Raw genomic sequence first — 20,889 nt, forward strand, 5'->3', positions numbered from 1 at the left:
CATTCGCGGCACCGGGAACACGCCGGGACCAGCGAGGGGAGGGCGTCATGGCGAGTGCGATGGCCGTGGGGGGCGAGTGGGCGGTGCCGGGGGACAAGGCCGCGTTCGACCGCGCGATCGTCGATTCCGCCAACTACGCGCAGGAGGCGCGCTATCACGCCATTATGACGACGCTGCGACGCGACGCGCCGCTGTACCGCTGCGAACCCGCCGGCTTCCGCCCGTTCCGCGTGGTCAGCCGCCACGCCGACATCAGGCGGGTGGAGCTGGATCACCGCACCTTCGTCAACTACCCGCGCATGAACCTGCAGCCGCTGGAGATGGAGGAGCGGGTGATGGCGGCGACCGGCGGGCGCCGCTACACCGCGCGTCACCTCGTCGTGATGGATCATCCGGACCATCACCATTATCGCAGCCTGACGCAGCGCTGGTTCACGGCCAAGCAGCTGCGCCCGCTCGAGGATCGCATCCGCGAGCTGGCGCGCGAGGCGGTGGACGACATGGCGGCGCGCGACGGCGCCTGCGACTTCGTCCACGACGTCGCGCTATGGTTCCCGCTGCGCGTGATCCTGATGACGCTGGGGCTGGGGCGCGAGGACGAGAAGTTCCTGATGAAGATCACCCAGGAGATCTTCGGCCCCGACGATCCCGACAGCCGCCGCTCGGCCGATCCGAACGCGCGGTTCGAGACCATCGCGGAGTTCAGCCGCTGGTGCGACGCGTTGACCGCGGCGCGCCGCGACGCACCGGGCGACGATGTCGCGACGGTGATCGCGAACGCCGCCGCGCCCGACGGCGGCCCGATCGCGAGCGTCGATGCCATGGCCTATTACCTCATCATCGCGACCGCCGGGCACGACACCACCAGCTCCTCCGCGTCCGCCGGCCTGCTGGAACTGATCCGTCATCCCGCGGAGCTGCGGAAGCTGCGCGCCGATCCGGCGCTGCTACCCAACGCGGTGGACGAGATCGTGCGCTGGTCCAGCCCGGTGAAGCACTTCTTCCGTACCGCCGCATCCGACACGGAGGTGGCAGGCGAGCCGGTCGCCGCGGGCGAGCATCTGATGATGGCCTATCCCTCCGCCAATCGCGACGAGGCGGTGTTCGACGATCCGTTCGCCTTCCGCGTCGATCGCCGCAACGCGCGCGAGCACCTGGCCTTCGGCTACGGCCCGCACCTGTGCCTGGGGCAGCACCTCGCCAAGCTGGAGCTGCGCATCCTGTTCGAGGAGTTGCTGGCCCGGTTCGATCGCTTCGAACTGGCCGGCGAGCCGGCGTGGACGCAGTCGAGCTTCGTTTCCGGCATGAAGCGGCTGCCGATCCGCTACGCTTGATCTTGGTTGCTTGACCAACGTTGCCCCGTCGCGAGAATGGCCGCCATGTCGAGAAACGCTGCCACTCCGGCAAAGCCCGCCACCAGCCGCCGTGGCCGGCGCGAGGGGGCCGGTTCGACGTCGGCGACGACGATCATCAAGGCGACCGCCGCTCTGATGCGCGAGCGGGACACGCTCGACATCTCCTTCGTCGAGATCGGCCAGCGCGCCGGCCTGCCGCCCGGACTGATCGGCTATTATTTCGGCAACAAGGAAGGGTTGCTGTTCGCGGTGCTGGAGCGCGACGTGAAGGACGCGCTCGGCCAGCTGGACGCGCTGGCCGCGTCGGACTGGAACCCGGTCGACAAGATGCGGCTGCACCTGCGCGGGATCGTCCGCGCCTATTGGAAGACGCCGTATTTCAACCGGCTGCTTCAGGCGATGACACGCGATGCCGCGCCCGAGCGGGTGGAGCGGATCGCCGCGGAATTCATCCGGCCGATGACGAGCGCGCAGGGCGCGATCATCGACGAGGGCGTCGCCGCGGGGCTGTTCCGCCCGGTGGACAAGATGCTGTTCTACTTCTCAGTGGTGGGCGCCGCGGACGAACTGCACTCCTCGCGCTTCATCGCGTCCGCCGTGTACGGCGTCGACGGCGTGGACGCGGAGCTGCACCGCGATCACGCCGCGCATGTCGCCGACGTGTTCCTTCGCACCCTGCTGATCGATCCGGCCAAGGCCGCCACCTAGCCGCTTGCTTCCGACCCAACCTGTGTTAGGTTGGCTACGCAACCAAAAAAATGGTGCGGCATCGGGAGGGGCAGGATGAAGCAACGGGGATGCGCCGGGTTGATGGTCTCGGCAGCCGCCATGGTCGTCTCGCAAACGGCGATGGCGCAAACGGCGACGTCCGATGCCGCCACGGCGTCGCAGGACGGCGGCACGCGCGGAGCGATCGTCGACCAGCCCGCCGACGACGGCACGATCCAGGACATCGTCGTCACCGCGCAGCGGCGCGAGGCCAATTTGCAGGACGTGCCGGTGGCCGTCACCGCCGCGGACAGCGCGGCGCTGGCGGAGGCGCGGGTCGACAACATCGTCAACGTGTCCGCGATCACCCCCTCGGTCACCTTTCGCGTGACGAACAACGCGGTGTCGTCCAGCTCCATCCAGATCCGCGGTATCGGCACGTCGGGCAACAGCCGCTCGTTCGAGGGTGCGGTCGGCGTCTTCATCGACGGCGTGTACCGCACCCGGTCGGGACAGGCGTTGCAGACCTTCCTCGACGTCGATTCGCTGCAGATCCTGCGCGGACCACAGGGCACGCTGTTCGGCAAGAACACGACGGCGGGCGCAGTGCTCATCACCTCGGTCGCGCCGTCGTTCGATCGGGTGACCGGCAACGTGCAGGTCGATTACGGCAATTACGACACGCTGATCGCCAAGGCCGCGATCTCCGCGCCGATCAACGAGAAGGTCGCGATCCGCGCGGCCGGCCTCTACCGCCGCAACGACGGGTTCTACCGCGATCCGAACAGCGGCCGCGACTATAACGACGACGAGACCTATGCCGGCAAGGTGCAGCTGCGGCTGGCGGCGGGCGAGGACATCGACGTGCGCCTGATCGGCGACTTCGCGCGCTCCGACGGCCGATGCTGCTACGGCACCGCGGACATTCCCGCCGCCGGCCCGACGCAGGCGATCGTCGACGCACTGATCCGCCAGCGCGGGCTGCAGCCGCCCAGCCGGGACAAGGACCGCTACGAGGCGGTGCTCTCGCGCGACGGCAATCAGCGCGTCTCCGACTATGGCGCGACGCTGCTGGTCGACTGGGACATCGGCGAGAACCGCCTGTCCTCGATCACCGGGCTGCGCCGCTACCGTTTCTCGCAGATCGGCGTGGACGCCGATTTCTCGGGCGCGGACATCTTCGCGCTGGACGAGACCTTCCGCAGCAACTTCTTCAGCCAGGAACTGACCTTCACCGGCGAGTTCGAGGGCGCGGTGAAGGCGAACTACGTCTTCGGCGGCTTCTTCTCCGACGAGACGATCCGCGCGACCCGGCGACTGTTCTTCGGCACGCAGGCGCAGCCCTATTTCGACATCCTGCTCGGCGCGCGCGGCCTGCCCGCCGGGACCGCGCAGGCGCCCGCCGGCCAGTTCGACGACGAGCGGATGCGCGCGGGTGGCACGTCCTACGCCGCCTTCATCAACTGGGACGTGAAGCTGTCCGACGCCTTCAGCGTCATCGCCGGCATCCGCTACACGCGCGAGGAGAAGTACGGCAGCTTCCGCAACGCCTTCTTCACGTCGCTGCCGCGCACGCCGTTCCGGCTGCTGGGCGCCGCGCCGGGGCCGGCGTACGATGCGCAGAACGATCGCAACGCGCTGTCGGGCACGGCGGGCGTGCAGTTCCGCCCGGCCGACACGGCCATGCTCTACGCGACGTACAACCGCGGCTTCAAGGCGGGCGGCGTCAACATCGACCAGAACGCTGCCGGCGGCCGCGCCAACAACCCGGCCGAGGTGCCCGGCGGCGTGCCGCGCGACCCGCGGTTCGCGCCGGAAACGGTCGACAGTTTCGAGGTGGGCGCGAAGCTGGACCTGTTCGACCGGCGCGCGCGCCTGAACCTCGCCGCCTTCCACTCCGACATCCGCAACCTGCAGGTCGCGCAGTTCCTGGGCGTGCAGTTCGCCATCTTCAACGCCCAGCGCGCGAAGGTGACAGGCGTGGAGGGCGAGGGCACGCTGCGGATCGGCGATGCGCTGACGCTCAACGCCTCGGGCACGTGGTTGCCGGAGGCGAGCTACGGCGTCGATCCGCTGCTGGGCGCCCCGCTGTCCGGCCGCCGCTTCGCCGCGACGCCCAAGTTCCAGGGGAATGCCGGCGTCAATCTCGAGAAGCCGTTCAACTACGATTACTCGCTCGTCGGCCGCGTCCAGGTGCAGTATGTCGGCCCACACTTCACCACCACGGTCAGCAACGCGACGCAGGACGAATATGCGCTGCTGAACCTCAACATCGGCGTGCAGGCGGCGGCGGGATGGCGGGTGGAACTCTATGCCACCAACCTGTTCGACGAGATCATCTACTCGCGCCACTTCCTGACGCCGCTGCAGACCGGCGACCAGAACGTCTATCTCGGTCCGCCGCGGCAGTACGGCCTGTCGGTGCGGCACAACTTCTGATCGATGGAAGGAGCGCGCGCATGACCGATCATCTCGCCGGCAAGACCATCGTCGTCACCGGGGGGGGCGGCGGCTTCGGCCGCCTGGTGTCGCAGAAGGCCGCGGCGCGCGGAGCGCTGGTCACCTGCGGCGACGTCGACGCGGCGGCGGCGCAGGCCACGGCGGACCTGATCGCCGCGGCGGGCGGACGCGCGCAGGCGCTGGGCGCGGACGTGACCCGGCCCGATCAGGTCGCCGCGCTGGTGCGCGCCAGCGTCGACCGGCACGGCGGCATCGACGTGATGGTCAACAACGCCGGCATCATGCCGCTCGGCTTCTTCGCCGACCACGAGAAGGGGCACGCGGCGTGGCTGCGCTGCATCGACATCAACGTGAAGGGCGTGCTGAACGGCATGGTCGCCGCGTACGATCCGATGATGGCGGCGGGGCGCGGGCAGATCGTCAACATCTCGTCGATCTACGGCAACTTCCCGGTGATCGGCGCCGCGGCTTATGGCGCCAGCAAGGCGGCGGTGAACTTCCTGTCCGAATCCTTCCGCATCGAGACGCGCGGGCGGATCAAGGTGACGACGGTGAAGCCCACCGGGGTGCCCGCCACCGGACTGAGCGGGTCGATCGTCAACCGCGCGGCGGTGGTCGGCATCCTGGGCCACAACATGGCCGCCTATGGCGAGATGGCGGCGATGATGGCGGATGGGTCGCTGCCGCCCGAGCGGCTGGACGCCGCGCGGATGGACTATCAGTCGCTCGCGCCCGACCACATCGCCGATGCCGTGATCCACGCGATCGACCAGCCGTGGGGCGTCTCGATCGCCGAGGTGACGGTGCGCGCGGCCGGAGATCATTTCATCCTGTAGGGCGGCAGCCGGCTCTAAACGTAACGACATCGCCTTACCCAACGGGACCCCAAGATCGACCTGGCTAGCGCGCCACCGTGCGAACGTCGGCCTCCGACCAGCCGCCGCCCATCGCCTGGTAGAGCGCGACGAGGCTGGCGAGACCGTCGGTGCGCGCCTGCACCAGCGACAGCTCGGCGTTCAGCAGGCTGCGCTGCGCGTCCAGCTGCTCGATATAGGCGGAATAGCCCGCGCGATAGCGGTTGGAGGCGTTCTGCAACGCGCCGCGGGCGGCGGCGGTCTGGTCGGCGAGGGCAGCGGCCTGCTCGCCGGTGCGGCGCACCGCCGCCAGCGCATCGTCCACCTCCCTGAATGCCTGAAGCGCGGCGCGGCGATAGGCGAAGGCGGCCTGGTCGCGCCGCGCCGTCGCCGCCCGCTCCTGCGCGCGCAGCCGCCCGCCGTCGAAGATCGGCGCGAGGATGCTGGCGCCCAGCGAGAAGACGCCGACCGGATCGGACAGCGCGGTGGACAGCACCAGCCCGGCCGATCCGGTGAGCGCCAGGTTGGGCAGCATCGCCGCCCGCTGGCTGTCGAGCGACCAGTCGGCGGCGACCAGCGTCTGCTCGGCCTGGAACAGGTCGGGACGGCGGCGCAGCAGGTCGGCGGGCAGGCCGTCGGGCACCGGCGGCGCCAGCAGCCGGTCGAGCGGCAGCCCGCGCGGGATCGTGCCGGGTGCATCGCCGGTCAGCTGCGACAGCGCATTCTCCAGCCGGCTGATCGCCAGCTGCGCCGCGGGAACCAGCTGCGCCGTGGCGCTGTATTCGGCCTGCGCCTGGCGATATTCCAGCCGCGAGGAATAGCCGCTCTCGAACCGGCGGCGCGCAATCCGCTGCGCGTCCGCCCGCGCCGCCAGCGTGGCGCGCGCGATCGCCAGCCGCTGGTCGAGCGCGCGCAGCGTGATGTAGCCGGTCGCCACGCTGGCCGCCGTGGCCAGGCGGACAGTATCGCGCGCGCCCTCGCTGGCGAGCAGCTGCGCCCGCGCCGCGGCACCGGCGAGGCGCAGCCGGCCGAACAGGTCCAGGTCGTAGCTCGCCGTCACCCCGGGCTGCGCGCCGACCGCGCGGCTGGGCGTGCCGAAGGGGCTGAGCGTCTGTCCCTGCGTTTCCGGTACGGTGCCGCCGACCTGCGGCAGCAGCTGTGCGCGCGCGAGCGCCTCGGCGGCGCGCGCCTCCTCCACCCGCGCCGCGGCGATCTGGAGATCGACGTTGCCGGCCAGCGCGCGCTCGATCAGCGCGATCAGCGCGGGATCGCCGAACGCCCGCCACCAGTCGACGCGGACCGGGCCGCCGGCGGGCAATGCGGTGCGCCACGCGGGCGGCGGCACCACCGCCGACGACGCGGGTGCCGCGGCGCGGGGGCCGGGCAAGGTGCATCCCGCCAGCGCGCCGGCGAGCGCGGGCGGGGCGGCGAGGAGCAGCGGGGCGAGCCGCCTCATCGCGAAGCCGTATCGACGCGCGCCTGCACCGACATGCCGGGGCGCAGCCGGGCAGCGAGCGGCTGCCCCGCGTCGATGCGCAGGCGCACCGCGATGCGCTGCGGCACCTTGGTGAAATTGCCCGTCGCGTTGTCCGACTTGAGCACCGCGAACTCGCTGCCCGCCGCGGGGGAGATGCGCTCCACCCGCGCGGTGAGCCGGGCGTTATCCAGCCCGTCCACGGTGAAGCTGGCACGCTGCCCGACCGCGATGCGCGCGGTCTGCGCCTCCTTGTAATTGGCGATGATCCACACGTCCGCGGGGACGAGGAACATCAGCTGCGATCCCGCCGTCACATACTGGCCGACGCGCACGCCCACCTCGCTCAGCCGCCCCGCCTCCGGCGCGCGAACGACGGTGTTGGCAAGGTCGATCTGCGCCAGCCGCAGCGCTGCCCGGGCGCCGGAGACGCCCGCCTGCTGGCCGCCGCGCCCCACCTCCACCGTGCGGATGTCCTGGCGCGCGATCTCCCGCGCCGCGGTCGCCTGCGCGACGCCCGCCTGCGCCTGGCGCAGCGCGGCTAGCGTCTGGTCGCGCTCGCGCAGCGAGACGGATCCGTCGGACACGAGGTCGTTGACGCGGTTCATGTCGGCGCGCGCGCGCATCAGCTGCGCCTGCGCATTCTGCACCGCCGCGTCCTGCGCCTGCAGGCTGGCGGCGCGACTGGCGGCCTGCTGGCGGCTGTTGGCCAGCGTCGCCTGCTGCGCCGCCACCGCAGCCTCCGCCTGGCCGACGCGCTGGGCGTAGGTGCGCCGGTCGATCTGCACCAGCGGCTGGCCCGCGCGCACCGGCTCGAAATCGCGCACCGCCACCGCGGTGACGTAACCGGACACCTGCGGCGCCACCACCGTCACGCGCCCGCGGACATAGGCGTTGTCGGTCGACTGATAGGCGCTGGTGAACGGCCAGATGCGCCACGCCGCCAGCACCGCGGCGACGCCCGCCACCGCCAGCAGCGCGACGACCAGCCCCGCCGACAGCGACAGCCGCGGCGGCGACCAGCCGGACCCGGCGGGCGGCGCGGCGGGCGCGGCCGCCGTGTCCTCGGCGATCTTCTCCTCCGTGGCGGGGGTGGCGGAAACGGGGGACGTCGCGTCGCTCATGATCGGCTCTCTCGCCGCTCGCGCAGGCGGCGGCGTGTCAGAAGGAAGGCGAGATAGGCGAAGGTCAACCCGCTGAGCAGCGCGATCAGCCGGAAGACGTCGTTGTAGGCGAGGATGTTGGCCTCCCGCGTGGCGGCCTGCGACAGCAGCGCGCCGCCTTCCGCGCGTGCCAGCGCCGGATCGCCGACGACGCGGCCGACCCCGGCCGATCCCGCCGCCAGCCGCGCCTGCACCAGCGGATTGGTCGGCTCGATCGTCTCGACCAGCGCCGCGCTGTTCGCCTTCTCGCGCACCACCTGATAGGTGCCGAGCAGCGCCGAACCGCCCAGCCCGCCGATCGAGTTGACGATGCCGAACAGCGCGATGAAGCTGATGATGTGGCCGGTTCCCGCCGCTAGCGCGCGCGTCATGCCGAACAGCAGCGCGGGGCCGAGGAAGAAGGCGGCGGAGAAGGCGATCAGCGCCTGCGTGACGTACAATTGCGGCGCGCGCGTCAGGCTGGTCGCGTGCGAATCGACGAAGGACGCGATCGCGACGAGCCCGATGGCGAGCATGATCGGATGGGTCAGCCGCGCGGGATCGATCGTGATCGCGCTCAGCGCCACGCCGGCCACGGTGGCGGCGAAGACGATCAGGAAGAAGACGATCAGCTGGTCGTTGGTCTGCCCCAGCACGGTCAGCAGCCCGACCGCGCCATAGGTCTGTTCGGACAGGACGATGCGCGCCATGATCGTGACGATGGCGAAGCGCACGATGTCCGCGCTCGCCAGCCAGCGGGTGTTGAGCAGCGGATTGGCGCGGCGATGCTCGATCGCCAGCGCGGCCACCAGCATGGGGATCGCCGCCAGCAGCGCCCAGCCGATCCACGGCGCCTGCGTCCACCACACGATGCGGCCCAGGCCCAGCACCGCCGCGAACAGCGCCATCGCCCCGGCGAACAGCGGAAAGGTGACGAAGTCCAGCTTCTCGAACGCGCGGATCCGCACCGTGGGCGGCAGGCGGAAGGCGAGCACGGCGGCGAGGCTGAGCGTCGCCAGGCCGAGCTCGAACAGGTAGAGCGTGCGCCACTGGCTCATCGCCAGCAGCTCGGGCGAGAACAGCCGGGCCAGCGGCGTCGCGCATTGCGGGATGCCGATGCCCACCACCACCGCACGCAGCCGCCACTCCGCCGGAAAGGCTTGCATCAGGTAATAGAGCGCCAGGCTGGAGAGCGGGGCGCCGGCCATGCCGCTGGCCGCGCGCACGAGGATGGCGGAGCCGAAGTCGCGCACGAACAGGTGGGCGAAGGTGAAGGCGACGTAGAGGACGAGGAAGATGATCGCGAAGGGACGCAGGCCGAACTGCTGCCGGAACTTGATGAGCAGCAGGTTGATGCTGACGTTCGTCATCACGTAGACGGTCGGCAGCCACGCGACCTGCGCCGGGTCGAGGCCCAATGAGCCGCCCAGCGTCGCCGTGTTGGCGGCGACCAGCGCGTTGCCGAACCCGCCCGTCAGTCCGACGAGGATCGCGACCAGCGCGTAGGCGATGCGCCGGTGGCCCGGATGCGCGGGCGAGCCGGGCGAGCCGGGCATCGTCGGCAGCTCATGCGGCGCGAACGCCCACTGCTCCTCGGCGAGGAAATCTCTGAGTCGCCGAACGAGCGCCATGGGGGTCCTTACGACCGTGACGCGCGTCGGTCACCAAGGTGCGTCATGCGCGGCCGGCGTGCCGACCCGCCGCTACCGGTACGCGGCCGGCGTCATCCGCCCGGTGGCGCGCAGCAGCCCCGCCTGCGCCACCAGCACGTCCGACCGCGCGCGGGCGACGTCCAGCTGGGCGGCGCGGAAGCTCTGGTCCGCGATCAGGATGTCGATGGTGGAGCGCAGGCCGAAGCCGTATTCGGCGCGCACGCCCTTCAGCGCGAGGTCCGCCGCCTTCAGCCCCTCGATCCCGGCGGCGAGGCGCGTGTTCGCCGCGGTCAGCGCGGCCCAGGCGGAGTCCGCGCCGCGCACCGCCTCCCGCGCGGCGGCGTCCACGGCGAAGCGATCGGCGCGCCAGTTGGCCTGCGCCTGCCGCACCCGCGCCGCCACCAGTCCGCCGGTCAGCAGCGGCACGCGCAGCGTCACCCCGGCATTGCCTTCGAAGGCGAAGCCGCGCCAACCGCCATCGGCGGAGCGGATGCCGCGGCCGTAGCCGCCGGTCAGGTCCAGCGCGGGGGCACCGTCCGCGCGCGCCAGGTCGATCCGCGCCGCGGATGCGTCCAGCACGCGGCGGTTGGCGAGCAGCAGCGGGCTCGCCTCCTCCGCCGCGGCGCGGGCGTCGGCCAGCGTGCGTGGCAGGACGGGCGCGGTGTCGCCCTCGCTGGCCAGCGTGCCGGCGTCGCGCCCGACGATCGCCCGATAGGCGGCCTGCGCGGTCGCCAGCGCGCCCTCGGCATCGGCCAGGTTGGCGACGATGCTGGCGCGCTGCGCCTCCAGCTGCGCGACGTCGGTCAGCGTCGACTGGCCGAGGCCGAAGCGCGACCGCGATTCCTCCACCTGCCGGTCGAGCCGCGCGATGCCGACGTGCGCCACGTCCACTGCCTGCTGGCTGAACAGCAGGCCGGCGTAGACCGCCACCACCTGCTCCAGCACCGCCGCCTCGGTGTCGCGCAGGCCCTGCGCGCCGGCCGCTACGTCGGCGGTGGCGGCGCGCACCGCCGCGGGCACGCGGCCCCCGGTGAAGATCGGCAGCGCCGCGTTCACCCCGGCGGTCGCCGCACGACCGTAACCGAGGTCGTCGTAGCGCGCGTCGCCGGTGGCGGCGGCGGTCAGCCGGCCCGCGGCGCGCGCCTGTTCCGGCGTCTGCGCCAGCGCCTCCTGCCGGGCGCGGGCCGCGGCGAGCGCGGGATTGCCCGCCCACGCCTGCGCCAGCGCGTCGCGCAGCGTCTCCGCCCGCGCCGGCGCAGCGAGCGTGAGCGCCACCGCCAGCCACCGTGCCGGCCTAGTCATGGCGCAGCGCCCAGGCCGGGGCGGCGCGGCTCGCGCGCAGCGACTGGCCCAGCACGGTCAACACCGCGATCACGATGGCGAGCAGGCTGGCGCCGACGAAGTAGAGCGGCGACAGCGCGATCCGGTCGCCGAACCCCGCCAGCCAGGTGCGCATCGCGACGAAGGCGAGCGGCCAGGCGACCAGGTTCGCGATCAGCACCGGGCGCAGGAACTGGCCGACCAGCAGCTTCACGATGTCGGCGGAGGACGCGCCCAGCGTCTTCCTGATGCCGATCTCCTTCACCCGCCGCGCGGTGTTGAAGGACGCCAGACCCCACAAGCCGACGCAGCCGATCAGCACCGCCAGTCCCGCCCCGATCGCGAACAGGCGCGTGGCGCGGTCGTCGGCGGCGTAGAATTGCGCGAGCCGCTGGTCGGCGGTCTCCGCTTCGAACGGCACCTGCGGTACCAGCCGGCGCCAGATGTCGCGAACGCCGTCGATCACCGCGCGGGCATCGCCGAGGTGGCGCACCGTGGCGATCGTCGTTCCCGCCTTTTCCGCCTCGCGATAGTACAGGTAATAGGTCGGTGCCGAGGGGTCGCGCGGCGAGCCGAAGCGCAGGTCGTCGACGACGCCGATGATGGTGCGGGGGCGGTTGCCGCCCACCGTCTTCCCGATCGCGTCCTGCGGCGTGCGGAAGCCGAGCACCGCCAGCGCGGTGCGGTTGACGACGATCTTCAGCCCGTCCGCGCTCTTGCGCGGCTGCGCGTCGTCGTCGCGGCGCGCATCGTCGAACAGGCGCCCCGCGATCAGTCGCGCCCCATAGGTGTCGAAGAAGCGCGGGCCGGTGACGATCCAGCGCAGCGACGGGCCGTCGCCCGCCACGCCGGGCAGCGGGACGTTGTCGCTGTTCTTCTCGCCGCTCTCTCCGACGACGTCGTTGGCCAGGGCGACGTCGGTCACGCCGGGCAGCCGCCGGATCGCCTCGGTGACGGCGCGCCGCCGCTCCGGCGTGACGAGCGTGTCGCGCATCGACAGCACGGTGACGAGCCCGTCGCGTGCGTAGCCGAGGTCGGTCTGCCGGACGTGGCGCGTCTGCGCGAGCAGCACCACCGTGCCGATCGTGAAGGCGATGGCCAGGCCGAACTGGAACACCACCAGTGCCTCGCGCACCCGCGCGCCGGCGCGCCCGCCACCGGGCGAGCGGGCGGAGGCGAGCACCGCGGCCGCAGGATAGCGCGAGAGAAGCAGCGCCGGGTAGAAGCCCGCCGCCACACCCACGACCGCGACCAGCAGCGCCAGCGCGGGCACCACCACCGCGTAGGGGATCGCCAGCGCCAGTCCGCCCGCCGCATTGACCAGCGGCAGGCCCAGCTCGGCGAGGATCAGCCCGGCCAGCGCGGCGGTCGCGACGGTCAGCACCGCCTCGCCGACGAATTGCCGCATCAGCGCCGCGCGGCTGGCGCCCAGCACCTTGCGCATCGCCACCTCGCGCGCGCGCAGCCCGGCCCGCGCCGTGGCGAGGTTCACGTAGTTGACGATCGCGATCAGCAGGGTGAGCAGACCGACGAGTCCCAGCGTCGTCACCGTGATCTTGCGGCTGGCGCTCGCGCTTCCCTCGGGTTCGAGATGGAGGCGGTCGAGCGCCAGCAGGTCGATATTGATGATCTTCGTCGCGTCCTTGCCCATGTCGGCGAAGGCGCGCCGCTTCACGAATGCCGGCATCTTCTGTTCGAAGGCGCGGGCCGCCTGCGCGCTGTCGAACCGCAGGTAGGTCGACAGCGACGTGCTGCCCCAGTGGAACCAGTTTTCCTGCGGTGGCGTCGACGGGATGCGCGTGAGCACCGTCATCTTCAGGTCGGTGTTGCGCGGCAGATCGGCGAATACGCCGGTGACGCGATAGGTGACGGGAGCGTCCACCGCGACCGTCAGCGTCTGGCCGACGGGATCGGTGGAGCCGAAATACTTGCGTGCCGCCGTCTCGCTGATGACCGCGCCGGTCGGATCGGCGAGCGCGGTGGCCTTGTCCCCGCGAACCATCGGCAGGTCGAACACGCGGAAGAAGTCGGCATCGACCTGAACCCCGTCCTCCTTGTTGGCCACCCCGCCGCGGATCACGATGCCGCCGGGCCGGATGCGCGTGCCGACCAACCCGGGAAAGTCCTGCTTCATCTGCTCCAGCAGGCCGCCCATCGTATAGGGATAGGCGCCGTTGAACGGGCTGCCCTCCAGCGACCAGATCGTCCGGACGGCGTAGATGCCCTCGGACTTGGGCAGCCACTTCTCGAAGCTGGTCTCGAAGCGGACGTAGAGGCCGAGGACGAGGAACACGGCGATGCCGACGGCCAGCCCGCCGATATTGAACGCCGCGTACAGGCGGTGGCGGGTCAGCGCGCGGTAGAAGGAGACCAGGGCGGAAGCGTTCATCGTCGGGCTCCCGTCAGATCGCGCGCGCGGCGCTGGCGACGATGCGGCCGTCGAGCATGTCGATGCGGCGCTTGGCCATGTCGGCGTGGCTGGGCGAGTGGGTGACCATCACGATCGTCGTGCCCGCGTCGTTCAGGCCGGAGAGGATGTTCATCACCTGCTCGCCGTTGGCGAGGTCCAGGTTGCCGGTCGGCTCGTCCGCCAGGATCAGCTGCGGATCGCCGACGATGGCGCGCGCGATCGCCGCGCGCTGCTGCTGGCCGCCGGAGAGCTGGTGCGGAAAGTGGCGCGCCCGGTGCGCGATGCCGACCTTGTCCATCGCCGCCGCCACCCGCGCGCGCCGGTCCCCGGCATCACTGCGATAGGCGAGGCCGAGCGCGACATTCTCCTCGATGGTCAGCTCGTCGATCAGGTTGAAGCTCTGGAACACGAAGCCCAGGGTCGTGCCGCGGAAGCGCGCCAGCGCGGTTTCGTCCAGCACCGCCAGGTCGCGGTCGCCGAACAGGTAGCGGCCCGCCGTGGGCCGGTCGACCGTGCCCAGCGTGTTGAGCAGGGTCGACTTGCCGCAGCCCGACGGTCCCATGATGGCGAGGAACTCGCCGCGCTCGACGTGCAGGTCGATGTCGGCCAGCGCGGTCGTCTCCACCTCGTCGGAGACGTAGCGGCGCTGGATGCCTTCCATGCGGATCATCGTGTTCGAACCCCTACCGGATGTTGAGGATGTCGCCCTTCACGGACGAGGTGTTGCTGGTGACGATGCGCTCGCCGGGATTGAGGCCGGACAGGATCTCCACCTGCTCGGGATTGCGGCGCCCGGTCTTCACCGCGCGGCGACGGGCGTGGGTGCCGTCCGCGTCGAGGACGAAGGCGCTGGCGCCCCCGCCCGCCTCCAGCCAGCCGCCGACGGGGGCGACGACCGCCCGGCTCGCCGCGCCCAGCGTGATGCGCAGGTCCAGCGTCTGTCCGCGGTTGAGCCCCGCAGGCGCGGCGCGGTCGAAGGTCAGCTCCGCGCGGAAGCGGCCTTCCTTGACCGCGGGCAGCACCTTGGACACCGTCAGCATCGCGCCGTCCGCGGTGCGCGCCTTCTGCCCCACGACGACGCGGCCGAGAAAATATTCGTCCACGTCCGCTTCCAGCTTCCACGATCCCTCGCTGTCGACCTGGCCGGCGGGATCACCGGGCTTCAGCGCCTGGCCCGGCTGAAGCGTGAAGTTGGTGAGCCGCCCGCCCGCCGGCGCGCGGATCGTCAGCGTGGAGAGGCCCGCGCGCACCGCGGCGAGATTCCCCGACAGCCGCGACTGCGTCTCCGCCAGCCGCGCCGACTGCGTGGCGGTGATCCGTGCCTCCGTCGCGCGCCCGCTGCGCAGCTGCGACAGTCGCCGTGCCTGATAGGCGGCTTCCTCCTCGAAGCTCTTCACCCCGGCGTCGGACAGGAAGCCCTTGTCGTGCAGCTGCTGGCGGATGACGAGGTCCCGCCGCGCCTTGATGAGGTCGTATTCCGCCTGCGCCACCTGTGCCGCGCGGTCGAGCCGGTTGCGCTCGATCCCCATGCCCTCGCTGGCGACGCCGCCCAGCTGGCTGGCGATCTGCGCCTCGCGCGTCAGCACGTCCAGCTTCAGCGTGGGATTGGCGAGCACGGCGAGCGGCTGGCCTTCCGCCACGATGGCGCCGTCCTGCGCCAGCAGCCGCTCCACCTGCCCGCCGGACAGCACGCCGACCAGCGTCGTCAGCCGCGGTGCCACCGTCGCGCGCAGCGGCAGATAGTCGTCGAACGCGGCGCGCGCGACGGTGCCGATCTCCACGTCCTCGGCGGCAATGTCGGTCGATCCCGCGGACGGCAGCACCCGCCACAGCGCGACCGCGGCGACCAGCAACACGACCGCGATCAACAGGCCACGCCGCCGCCACCACGGCGGCGCGGCGCGCGCGACCGGCCGGTCCATGCCCGCGCCGGGAGAGGTGCTTGCGCCCATGCTGTGTTCGGTCATCATGCGGCCAGTGTCGCCGACGCCGGACGAAAAACCTAAACGACGATGAACAAAGACTTTTCACCCGATGACGCGAGCGGCGTCCGTCCACCACCGGACGCACCGTCCACCAATGGACGGCCGCGGGGCGTGTCAAGCGCGCTGTCGATCCTGCTGATCGACGACAATCGCCACGTCGCCGAATCGCTGGCGCTGGCGGTGCGGCTCGCCGGACATCGGCTGGATCACGCCGACGGACCGGAGGCGGCGCTGTCGCTGCTGGCGGCGCGGCGCTTCGACGCGGTCCTGCTGGACCTGAACTACGCCGCCGGTCGCACCGACGGGGCCGAGGGGCTGGCGCTGCTGGCGCGACTGCTCGCCGACGATCCCGCCGCGCGCGTCGTCGTCATCACCGCGCACAGCGGCATCCGCGTCGCGGTGGCCGCGATGCGCGCGGGCGCGCGCGACTTCGTGATGAAGCCGTGGCGCAACGCGGATTTGTTGGCGACCGTGGAGGCGGCAGCGCGCCGGCCGTTGGCCGAGCCGGCAGCGCCGTCGCCGCCGCTGGCGGAGCCGCCGGTCCGGCTGATCGGCGAGAGCGCGGCGATGGCGCGGGTGCGCGAGCTGGTCCGCCGCATCGGTCCGACGATGGCCGGCGTGGTCGTCACCGGCGCGCCGGGCACGGGACGCGGGCTGGTCGCCGCGGCCGTCCACGCCGCCTCCGCGCGCGGCGACACGCCGATGACGATCGTCGACGCGCGCGACGCGCTGGCGCTCGACCGGATGGGCGCGGCGCACGGCACGCTGCTGCTGCGCCACGCCGACCGGCTGGGCGACGTGGAGCAGGAGCGGCTGCGCTACCGCTTGCCCGACGATGCGCGCTGCATCGCCGTCGCCGATGACGCCGCGGCGATCGTACCCGCGCTGGCGCGGCGCATCGCGACGATCGAGATCGCGGTGCCGCGCCTTTCCGAGCGGGAGGGGGACGCGCTGCTGCTCGCGCGCCACTTCGTTCGCCTCGCCGCCGCGCGCCACGCGCGGCCCGCCCCGCGGCTGACCGCGGCGGCCGAGGCGGCCGTGCTGGCGGCCCGCTGGCCCGACGAGGTGCGCGGCCTGGCCACCGCGGTGGAGCGCGCGGTGCTGCTGGGCGACGGCGAGTGGATCGACGCCGCGGATCTGCGGCCCGCCGCGCCGGCGCTGTCTCCCGCGGCGGAGCCTGCGTCCCGCTTCGACCTGGACGAGAACGAGCGCGCCGTGATCGAGGCGGCGCTTCGCGAGCATCGCCACAACGTCACCCACGCCGCGACCGCGCTGGGGCTGAGCCGCGGCGCGCTGTACCGCCGCATGGCGCGCCATGGCCTCTGAGGCGCGGCGCGCCGCCGCGACGCTGGCGTCGGGACTGGCGCTGACGGTGGGCGGCGGACTGTTCGTGCTGGCGTGGCACGCGGGGCTGTACGCGTCGGCGGCGGGCGCGCTGCTGGTGGTGCTGTGGATCGCGGGGGCGAGCGGCTGGGCCGTGCTCCACCGCCCGCGGGCCGGAGGAGCGGCGCCGGCCGAGGCGCTGGACCCGCTGTCGATGCGCTTGCTGCTCGACCAGGTGCCGGTCCCGCTCGTCCACCTGGAGGCGGGCGGTGCGCGCGCGCTGAATCGCGCGGCGCGCGCGCTGTTCGCCGCCGACGAGCGGATCGTGCCGGTGCCGCCTGCGCTGGCGGATCGCGCCGCGCGGCGGCTGCATCACGAGGGGCGCGGCTGGCGCATCGACGCGGTGGAGGGGCGCGCCGGCGACCGCCTGATCGCGCTGGTCGACGTGGAGGCGGAGGAGCGCGCCGCACAGGATCGTGCCGCCGACGAGATGATCGACATCCTCGGCCACGAACTGCTCAACGGCCTGTCCCCGATCGTCTCGCTGGCGGACAGCGCGATCACCGCCGCCGCGGCGGGGCACGAGGCGCTGCCCGACATCCTCGCCACCCTGTCGCGGCGGATCGAGGGGCTGGAGGGGTTCACCCGCGCCTATCGCACGCTGGCGCGGCTGCCCGATCCGGTGCGCGCGCCGGTCCGCGTGGCGGAACTGGCCGACGATTGGGCGCGGCTGTTCGCGGCGCGCTTCGGTCCGGCGACGCGGCTGACGGTGGAGGACGTTCCGCGCGGCGTGGTGACGGTCGATCGCGACCAGCTGACGCAGGCGGTGTGGGCGCTGCTGCAGAACGGGGCGGAGGCGACGGGGAAGGGCGGCGAGGTGACGCTGCGGATGACGGCACCGGCGGGCGCGCTCGTCATCCTGGTCGGCGACGGCGGGGCGGGCATCCCCGCCGCCGAGCGCGCGCGCATCTTCCGCCCGTTCCACACGACCAAGCCGGGCGGGTCGGGCATCGGGCTCAGCCTCGCGCGGCGCATCGCGCGTAGCCACGGCGGCGACGTGACGCTGGAGGACACGCGCGCGACATGGTTCCGGTTGAGCGTGGCCGCCTAGGCTGGCTACCGTAGCGGCCTGATCGCGCGCGCCCGATGCGCGACGAGGGGAGATGCCTGCCATGATCCGCGCCACCGCCGTTCTCTTCGCCGCCGCGCTCGCGCCGGTCGCGGCCCCCGCCCAATCCCCCGCCCAATCCCCCGCCCAAGCCGACGCCCGACCCGTTGAGATGGGCGGCGGCGACGCCGACGCGCGCTTCGCCGCGCGCGGCTTCGTCGCGACGCGCGCCGATCCGGTGATCCGCGATACCGACGGGAAGCCGGTGTGGAACCTGGCCGCCTACGACTTCATGAAGGATGACGCGGCGCCCGCCACCGTCCACCCCAGCCTGTGGCGCCACGCGCGGCTGCTGGCGCGGCACGGACTGTTCCGCGTCACCGACCGCATCTACCAGGTGCGCGGCTTCGATCTCGCCAATCTGACGGTCGTGCGCGGCGCGCGCGGCTGGATCGTCATCGACGTGCTGTCCACGGCGGAGACGGCACGCGCCGCGATGGCGCTGGTGCGCGAGCGTTTGGGCGACCGGCCGGTCAGCGCCGTCGTCATCACCCACTCGCACAGCGACCATTTCGGCGGCATCGACGGCGTCCTCTCCGCGGCGGAGCAGCGCGCAGGCACGGTGCCGGTGCTGGCGCCCGCAGGCTTCTTCGAGGAGGCGGTGAGCGAGAACCTGGTCGCCGGCCCGGCGATGCAGCGGCGCGCGAGCTATCAGTTCGGGACCGGGCTGGGCATCGGTTCGCGCGCGTCGATGGGATCGGGCATCGGCCCGGCGCTGCCCGGCGGCACCCGCGGCCTGCCGCGCCCGACACGCGAGATCGCGCGCGACGGCGAGGAGATGGCGATCGACGGCGTCCGCCTGCGCTTCCAGCTGACCCCCGGCACGGAAGCGCCGGCGGAGATGAACGTCGGTTTCCCGGACTGGAAGGTGATCGACATGGCGGAGAACGCCAATGTCACGCAGCACAACATCCTGACGCCGCGCGGCGCGCAGGTGCGCGACACGCGCGCCTGGGTGGCGGGGCTGACCGCCGCGATCGAGCGGAACGCGGACGCGGAGGTGATGATCGCCAGCCACGGCTGGCCGCGGTTCGGGCGGGCGGCGGTGCGCGACTATCTGATTAAACATCGCGACGCCTATGCGTTCCTGCACGACCAGACCGTGCGGTGGATGAACAAGGGGCTGACGGGCGACGAGATCGCCAGCCGGTTGACGCTGCCGCCCGCGCTGGCGCGGGAGTGGTACAACCGGCCGTACTACGGCTCGCTCCCCTTCAACGCGCGCGCGGTCTACCAATTCTACCTCGGCTGGTACGATGCGAACCCGGTCCACCTGGCCGCGATGGCGCCGGCGGACGCGGGGCGACGCTACGTCGCGGCATTGGGCGGCGCGGCGGCGGTGCTGCGGCTGGCGGAGGCGGCGGTGGCGCGCGGCGAGGACGCGTGGGCGGCGGAGCTGCTGAACCGCCTCGTCCTCTCCGATCCCTCGGCCGCCGCGGCGCGCGCGCTGCTGGCGCGATGCTACGAGCGGATGGCGTTCGCATCGGAGAATTCGCTGTGGCGCAACATGTATCTCAGCGCCGCGCGCGACCTGAGCGCGGGCGCGCCCGCGCCGATGCCTGCCGCGGGGGCGGGGCGGCTGGCCGCCAATCTGACGCTGGAGGACGCGCTGGGCCTCATCGCCATCCGGCTGGACCCGCAGAAGGCGGGCGACCAGCGGCTGCGGCTCGCGCTGGTGCCGAGCGACGCGGGCGAGCGCGCGGTCGTCTCCGTCGCGAATGCCGTCCTGACCCATGGGCGCGGCATCCCCGGCGAGCCGGTGGACGCCACGGTCGCCGGCGCGCGCGCCGATCTGGTCGCCGCGATGCTGGGCGGCGCGCCGCTGGCGGAGCTGCTGGCGAGCGGGCGGCTGACCGTCACCGGCGACCGCGCCGCGTTCCGGCGGCTGGCGGGGATGCTGGACACGGCCGCCGCGCCCTTCTCGCCGGTGCTGCCCTCAGCGCCGGATGGCGCGTCGGCGACGGCGGCGCCAGTGGAGCAGGCCCGTCGCGAGTAGCGCCGCGGGGACCAGCCCCGCCAGGACCGCCAGCACGCGCGTCGCCGGCCCGCCGAACGACCCGTCGTGCAGCGCGCGGACCCAGCTCGCCAGCGCGCTGCCCGTGCCGGCGTGGCGTACGTCGTGCACGGCGAGGACGCGGCCAGACCCGCCGTCGAGGAAGACGTAGCTGCCGGGGAAGCGGCGGTGCGGGTCGCCGGGCATCTGCAACCGCACGCGGATCGGCGTTCGCGCGTCGTTGGGCATGTCGACGAACACGGGACGACCGGCGGGCAGGGCGCGACGCGCCGCGGCGAGGGCGTGCGCGATCGTGACCCGGCCGGTGCCGGACGCGACGGGCGCGGGGATCGGCGCCGGCCGCAGCAGCGCCTGGGTGACGGCAGGCAGCGCCAGCAGCACGCCGGTCGCCACCAGCACCAGCAGCAGCGGTGCGCCGATCAGGCCGGTCAGCTTGTGCAGGTCGCGCCAACGCCGGACGGGCGCCGCCGCACGCTTGAAAGACAGCGCCTTGCGCCAGCGCCCGCGCGGCCACCACGCCGCCACGCCGCTGAGCAGCAGCAGGAGCATCGCGACGCCCGACCAGCCGACCACCTGCCCGCCGGCATTGCCCGCCAGCAACTGCATGTGCAGCCGGTAGAGCCAGCTCATCAGATACCCGCCCCACGGTTCCGCGCGGACGATCCGCGTGCCGTCGGCGGAGAACCACACCATCGTGCGATCGGCGTGGTGCCCCGGCGCCGGGTAATAGCGCGCGGGGATGGCGCCACCCTCGCCGGTCAGCTCGATCGTCCACTTGCCGTGCGCATCGTGCCGCCACGCGCGCCCCGTCGCCAGCGCGCGATCCAGCATCGGTGCCGGAGCGTCGACCGTCGCGCGGATCGACGGGTGGAGCGCCGCGTCGATCCCGGTGTAGAAGACGAGCGCCGACCCGGTCAGCCCGAGCGACGCGAACAGCAGCCCCACACCCAGCCCGAGCCACAGGTGGATGCGGCGGACCGCGATGCGCGCGCGCGAGGTGGCCGGGCGACGCTCCATGACGGAC

General features: G+C 72.6%; 15 protein-coding genes. 7 read left to right on the forward strand and 8 right to left on the reverse strand.

Features of this window, described 5'->3' with window-relative positions; translation table 11 throughout:
• The first annotated feature begins 47 nt into the window (after positions 1 to 47).
• The 4 genes from HBH26_RS08245 to HBH26_RS08260 all read left to right on the forward strand — a co-directional run bounded on the left by HBH26_RS08245 (position 48) and on the right by HBH26_RS08260 (position 5,359).
• Positions 48 to 1,334 (forward strand): cytochrome P450, encoded by a 1,287-nt coding sequence (locus HBH26_RS08245; protein ID WP_168134111.1) that lies wholly within the window; start codon positions 48 to 50, stop codon positions 1,332 to 1,334.
• 45 nt (positions 1,335 to 1,379) lie between these two features.
• Positions 1,380 to 2,063 (forward strand): TetR family transcriptional regulator, encoded by a 684-nt coding sequence (locus HBH26_RS08250; RefSeq protein ID WP_168134112.1) that lies wholly within the window; start codon positions 1,380 to 1,382, stop codon positions 2,061 to 2,063.
• Between the two features lie 75 nt (positions 2,064 to 2,138).
• Positions 2,139 to 4,502, forward strand: a complete 2,364-nt coding sequence (locus tag HBH26_RS08255; RefSeq protein WP_168134113.1) for a TonB-dependent receptor — start codon at positions 2,139 to 2,141, stop codon at positions 4,500 to 4,502.
• A 20-nt stretch (positions 4,503 to 4,522) separates the two neighbouring features.
• Positions 4,523 to 5,359 (forward strand): SDR family oxidoreductase, encoded by an 837-nt coding sequence (locus HBH26_RS08260; protein ID WP_168134114.1) that lies wholly within the window; start codon positions 4,523 to 4,525, stop codon positions 5,357 to 5,359.
• Between the two features lie 64 nt (positions 5,360 to 5,423).
• Here HBH26_RS08260 and HBH26_RS08265 read toward each other — a convergent pair whose 3' ends face one another.
• The 7 genes from HBH26_RS08265 to HBH26_RS08295 form a co-directional block, all read right to left on the reverse strand.
• Positions 5,424 to 6,833 carry an efflux transporter outer membrane subunit gene (locus tag HBH26_RS08265; protein ID WP_168134115.1) on the reverse strand — a complete coding sequence of 470 codons (1,410 nt, stop codon included), beginning with the start codon at positions 6,831 to 6,833 and terminating at the stop codon, positions 5,424 to 5,426.
• Complete coding sequence (locus tag HBH26_RS08270; protein WP_168134116.1) at positions 6,830 to 7,975, reverse strand: HlyD family secretion protein; 1,146 nt, start codon at positions 7,973 to 7,975, stop codon at positions 6,830 to 6,832. Before HBH26_RS08270 ends, HBH26_RS08265 begins: the two co-directional genes overlap by 4 nt.
• Positions 7,972 to 9,624 carry an MFS transporter gene (locus HBH26_RS08275; protein WP_168134117.1) on the reverse strand — a complete coding sequence of 551 codons (1,653 nt, stop codon included), beginning with the start codon at positions 9,622 to 9,624 and terminating at the stop codon, positions 7,972 to 7,974. Before HBH26_RS08275 ends, HBH26_RS08270 begins: the two co-directional genes overlap by 4 nt.
• Positions 9,625 to 9,696: 72 nt before the next feature.
• Complete coding sequence (locus HBH26_RS08280; RefSeq protein ID WP_168134118.1) at positions 9,697 to 10,947, reverse strand: TolC family protein; 1,251 nt, start codon at positions 10,945 to 10,947, stop codon at positions 9,697 to 9,699.
• Positions 10,940 to 13,354, reverse strand: coding sequence for an ABC transporter permease (locus HBH26_RS08285; RefSeq protein ID WP_168134119.1), 2,415 nt, complete (start codon positions 13,352 to 13,354; stop codon positions 10,940 to 10,942). The genes HBH26_RS08280 and HBH26_RS08285 overlap by 8 nt, the downstream gene beginning before the upstream one ends.
• A gap of 13 nt (positions 13,355 to 13,367) precedes the next feature.
• On the reverse strand, positions 13,368 to 14,045 hold the full coding sequence (locus HBH26_RS08290) for an ABC transporter ATP-binding protein (RefSeq protein WP_168134120.1): 678 nt from the start codon (positions 14,043 to 14,045) through the stop codon (positions 13,368 to 13,370).
• A gap of 13 nt (positions 14,046 to 14,058) precedes the next feature.
• Entirely contained in the window at positions 14,059 to 15,345 is a 1,287-nt protein-coding gene (locus HBH26_RS08295) for an efflux RND transporter periplasmic adaptor subunit (RefSeq protein ID WP_239024650.1), read from the reverse strand.
• Between the two features lie 126 nt (positions 15,346 to 15,471).
• On the opposite strand from HBH26_RS08295, the gene HBH26_RS08300 reads away from it, so the two are divergent.
• From HBH26_RS08300 to HBH26_RS08310, 3 genes are all read left to right on the forward strand, one after another.
• Positions 15,472 to 16,686 carry a response regulator gene (locus HBH26_RS08300; RefSeq protein ID WP_168134121.1) on the forward strand — a complete coding sequence of 405 codons (1,215 nt, stop codon included), beginning with the start codon at positions 15,472 to 15,474 and terminating at the stop codon, positions 16,684 to 16,686.
• Positions 16,676 to 17,794 (forward strand): sensor histidine kinase, encoded by a 1,119-nt coding sequence (locus HBH26_RS08305; RefSeq protein ID WP_168134122.1) that lies wholly within the window; start codon positions 16,676 to 16,678, stop codon positions 17,792 to 17,794. Before HBH26_RS08300 ends, HBH26_RS08305 begins: the two co-directional genes overlap by 11 nt.
• Positions 17,795 to 17,855: 61 nt before the next feature.
• Positions 17,856 to 19,847, forward strand: coding sequence for an alkyl/aryl-sulfatase (locus tag HBH26_RS08310; protein ID WP_239024651.1), 1,992 nt, complete (start codon positions 17,856 to 17,858; stop codon positions 19,845 to 19,847).
• On the opposite strand, the gene HBH26_RS08315 is transcribed toward HBH26_RS08310, so the two are convergent.
• A complete protein-coding gene (locus HBH26_RS08315; protein WP_168134124.1) occupies positions 19,788 to 20,882 on the reverse strand; it encodes a PepSY-associated TM helix domain-containing protein in 1,095 nt (364 codons plus the stop codon). The genes HBH26_RS08310 and HBH26_RS08315 overlap by 60 nt on opposite strands.
• Positions 20,883 to 20,889: the final 7 nt, after the last annotated feature.

It is taken from the genome of Sphingomonas corticis (assembly GCF_012035195.1).
GTDB lineage: Bacteria > Pseudomonadota > Alphaproteobacteria > Sphingomonadales > Sphingomonadaceae > Sphingomonas > Sphingomonas corticis.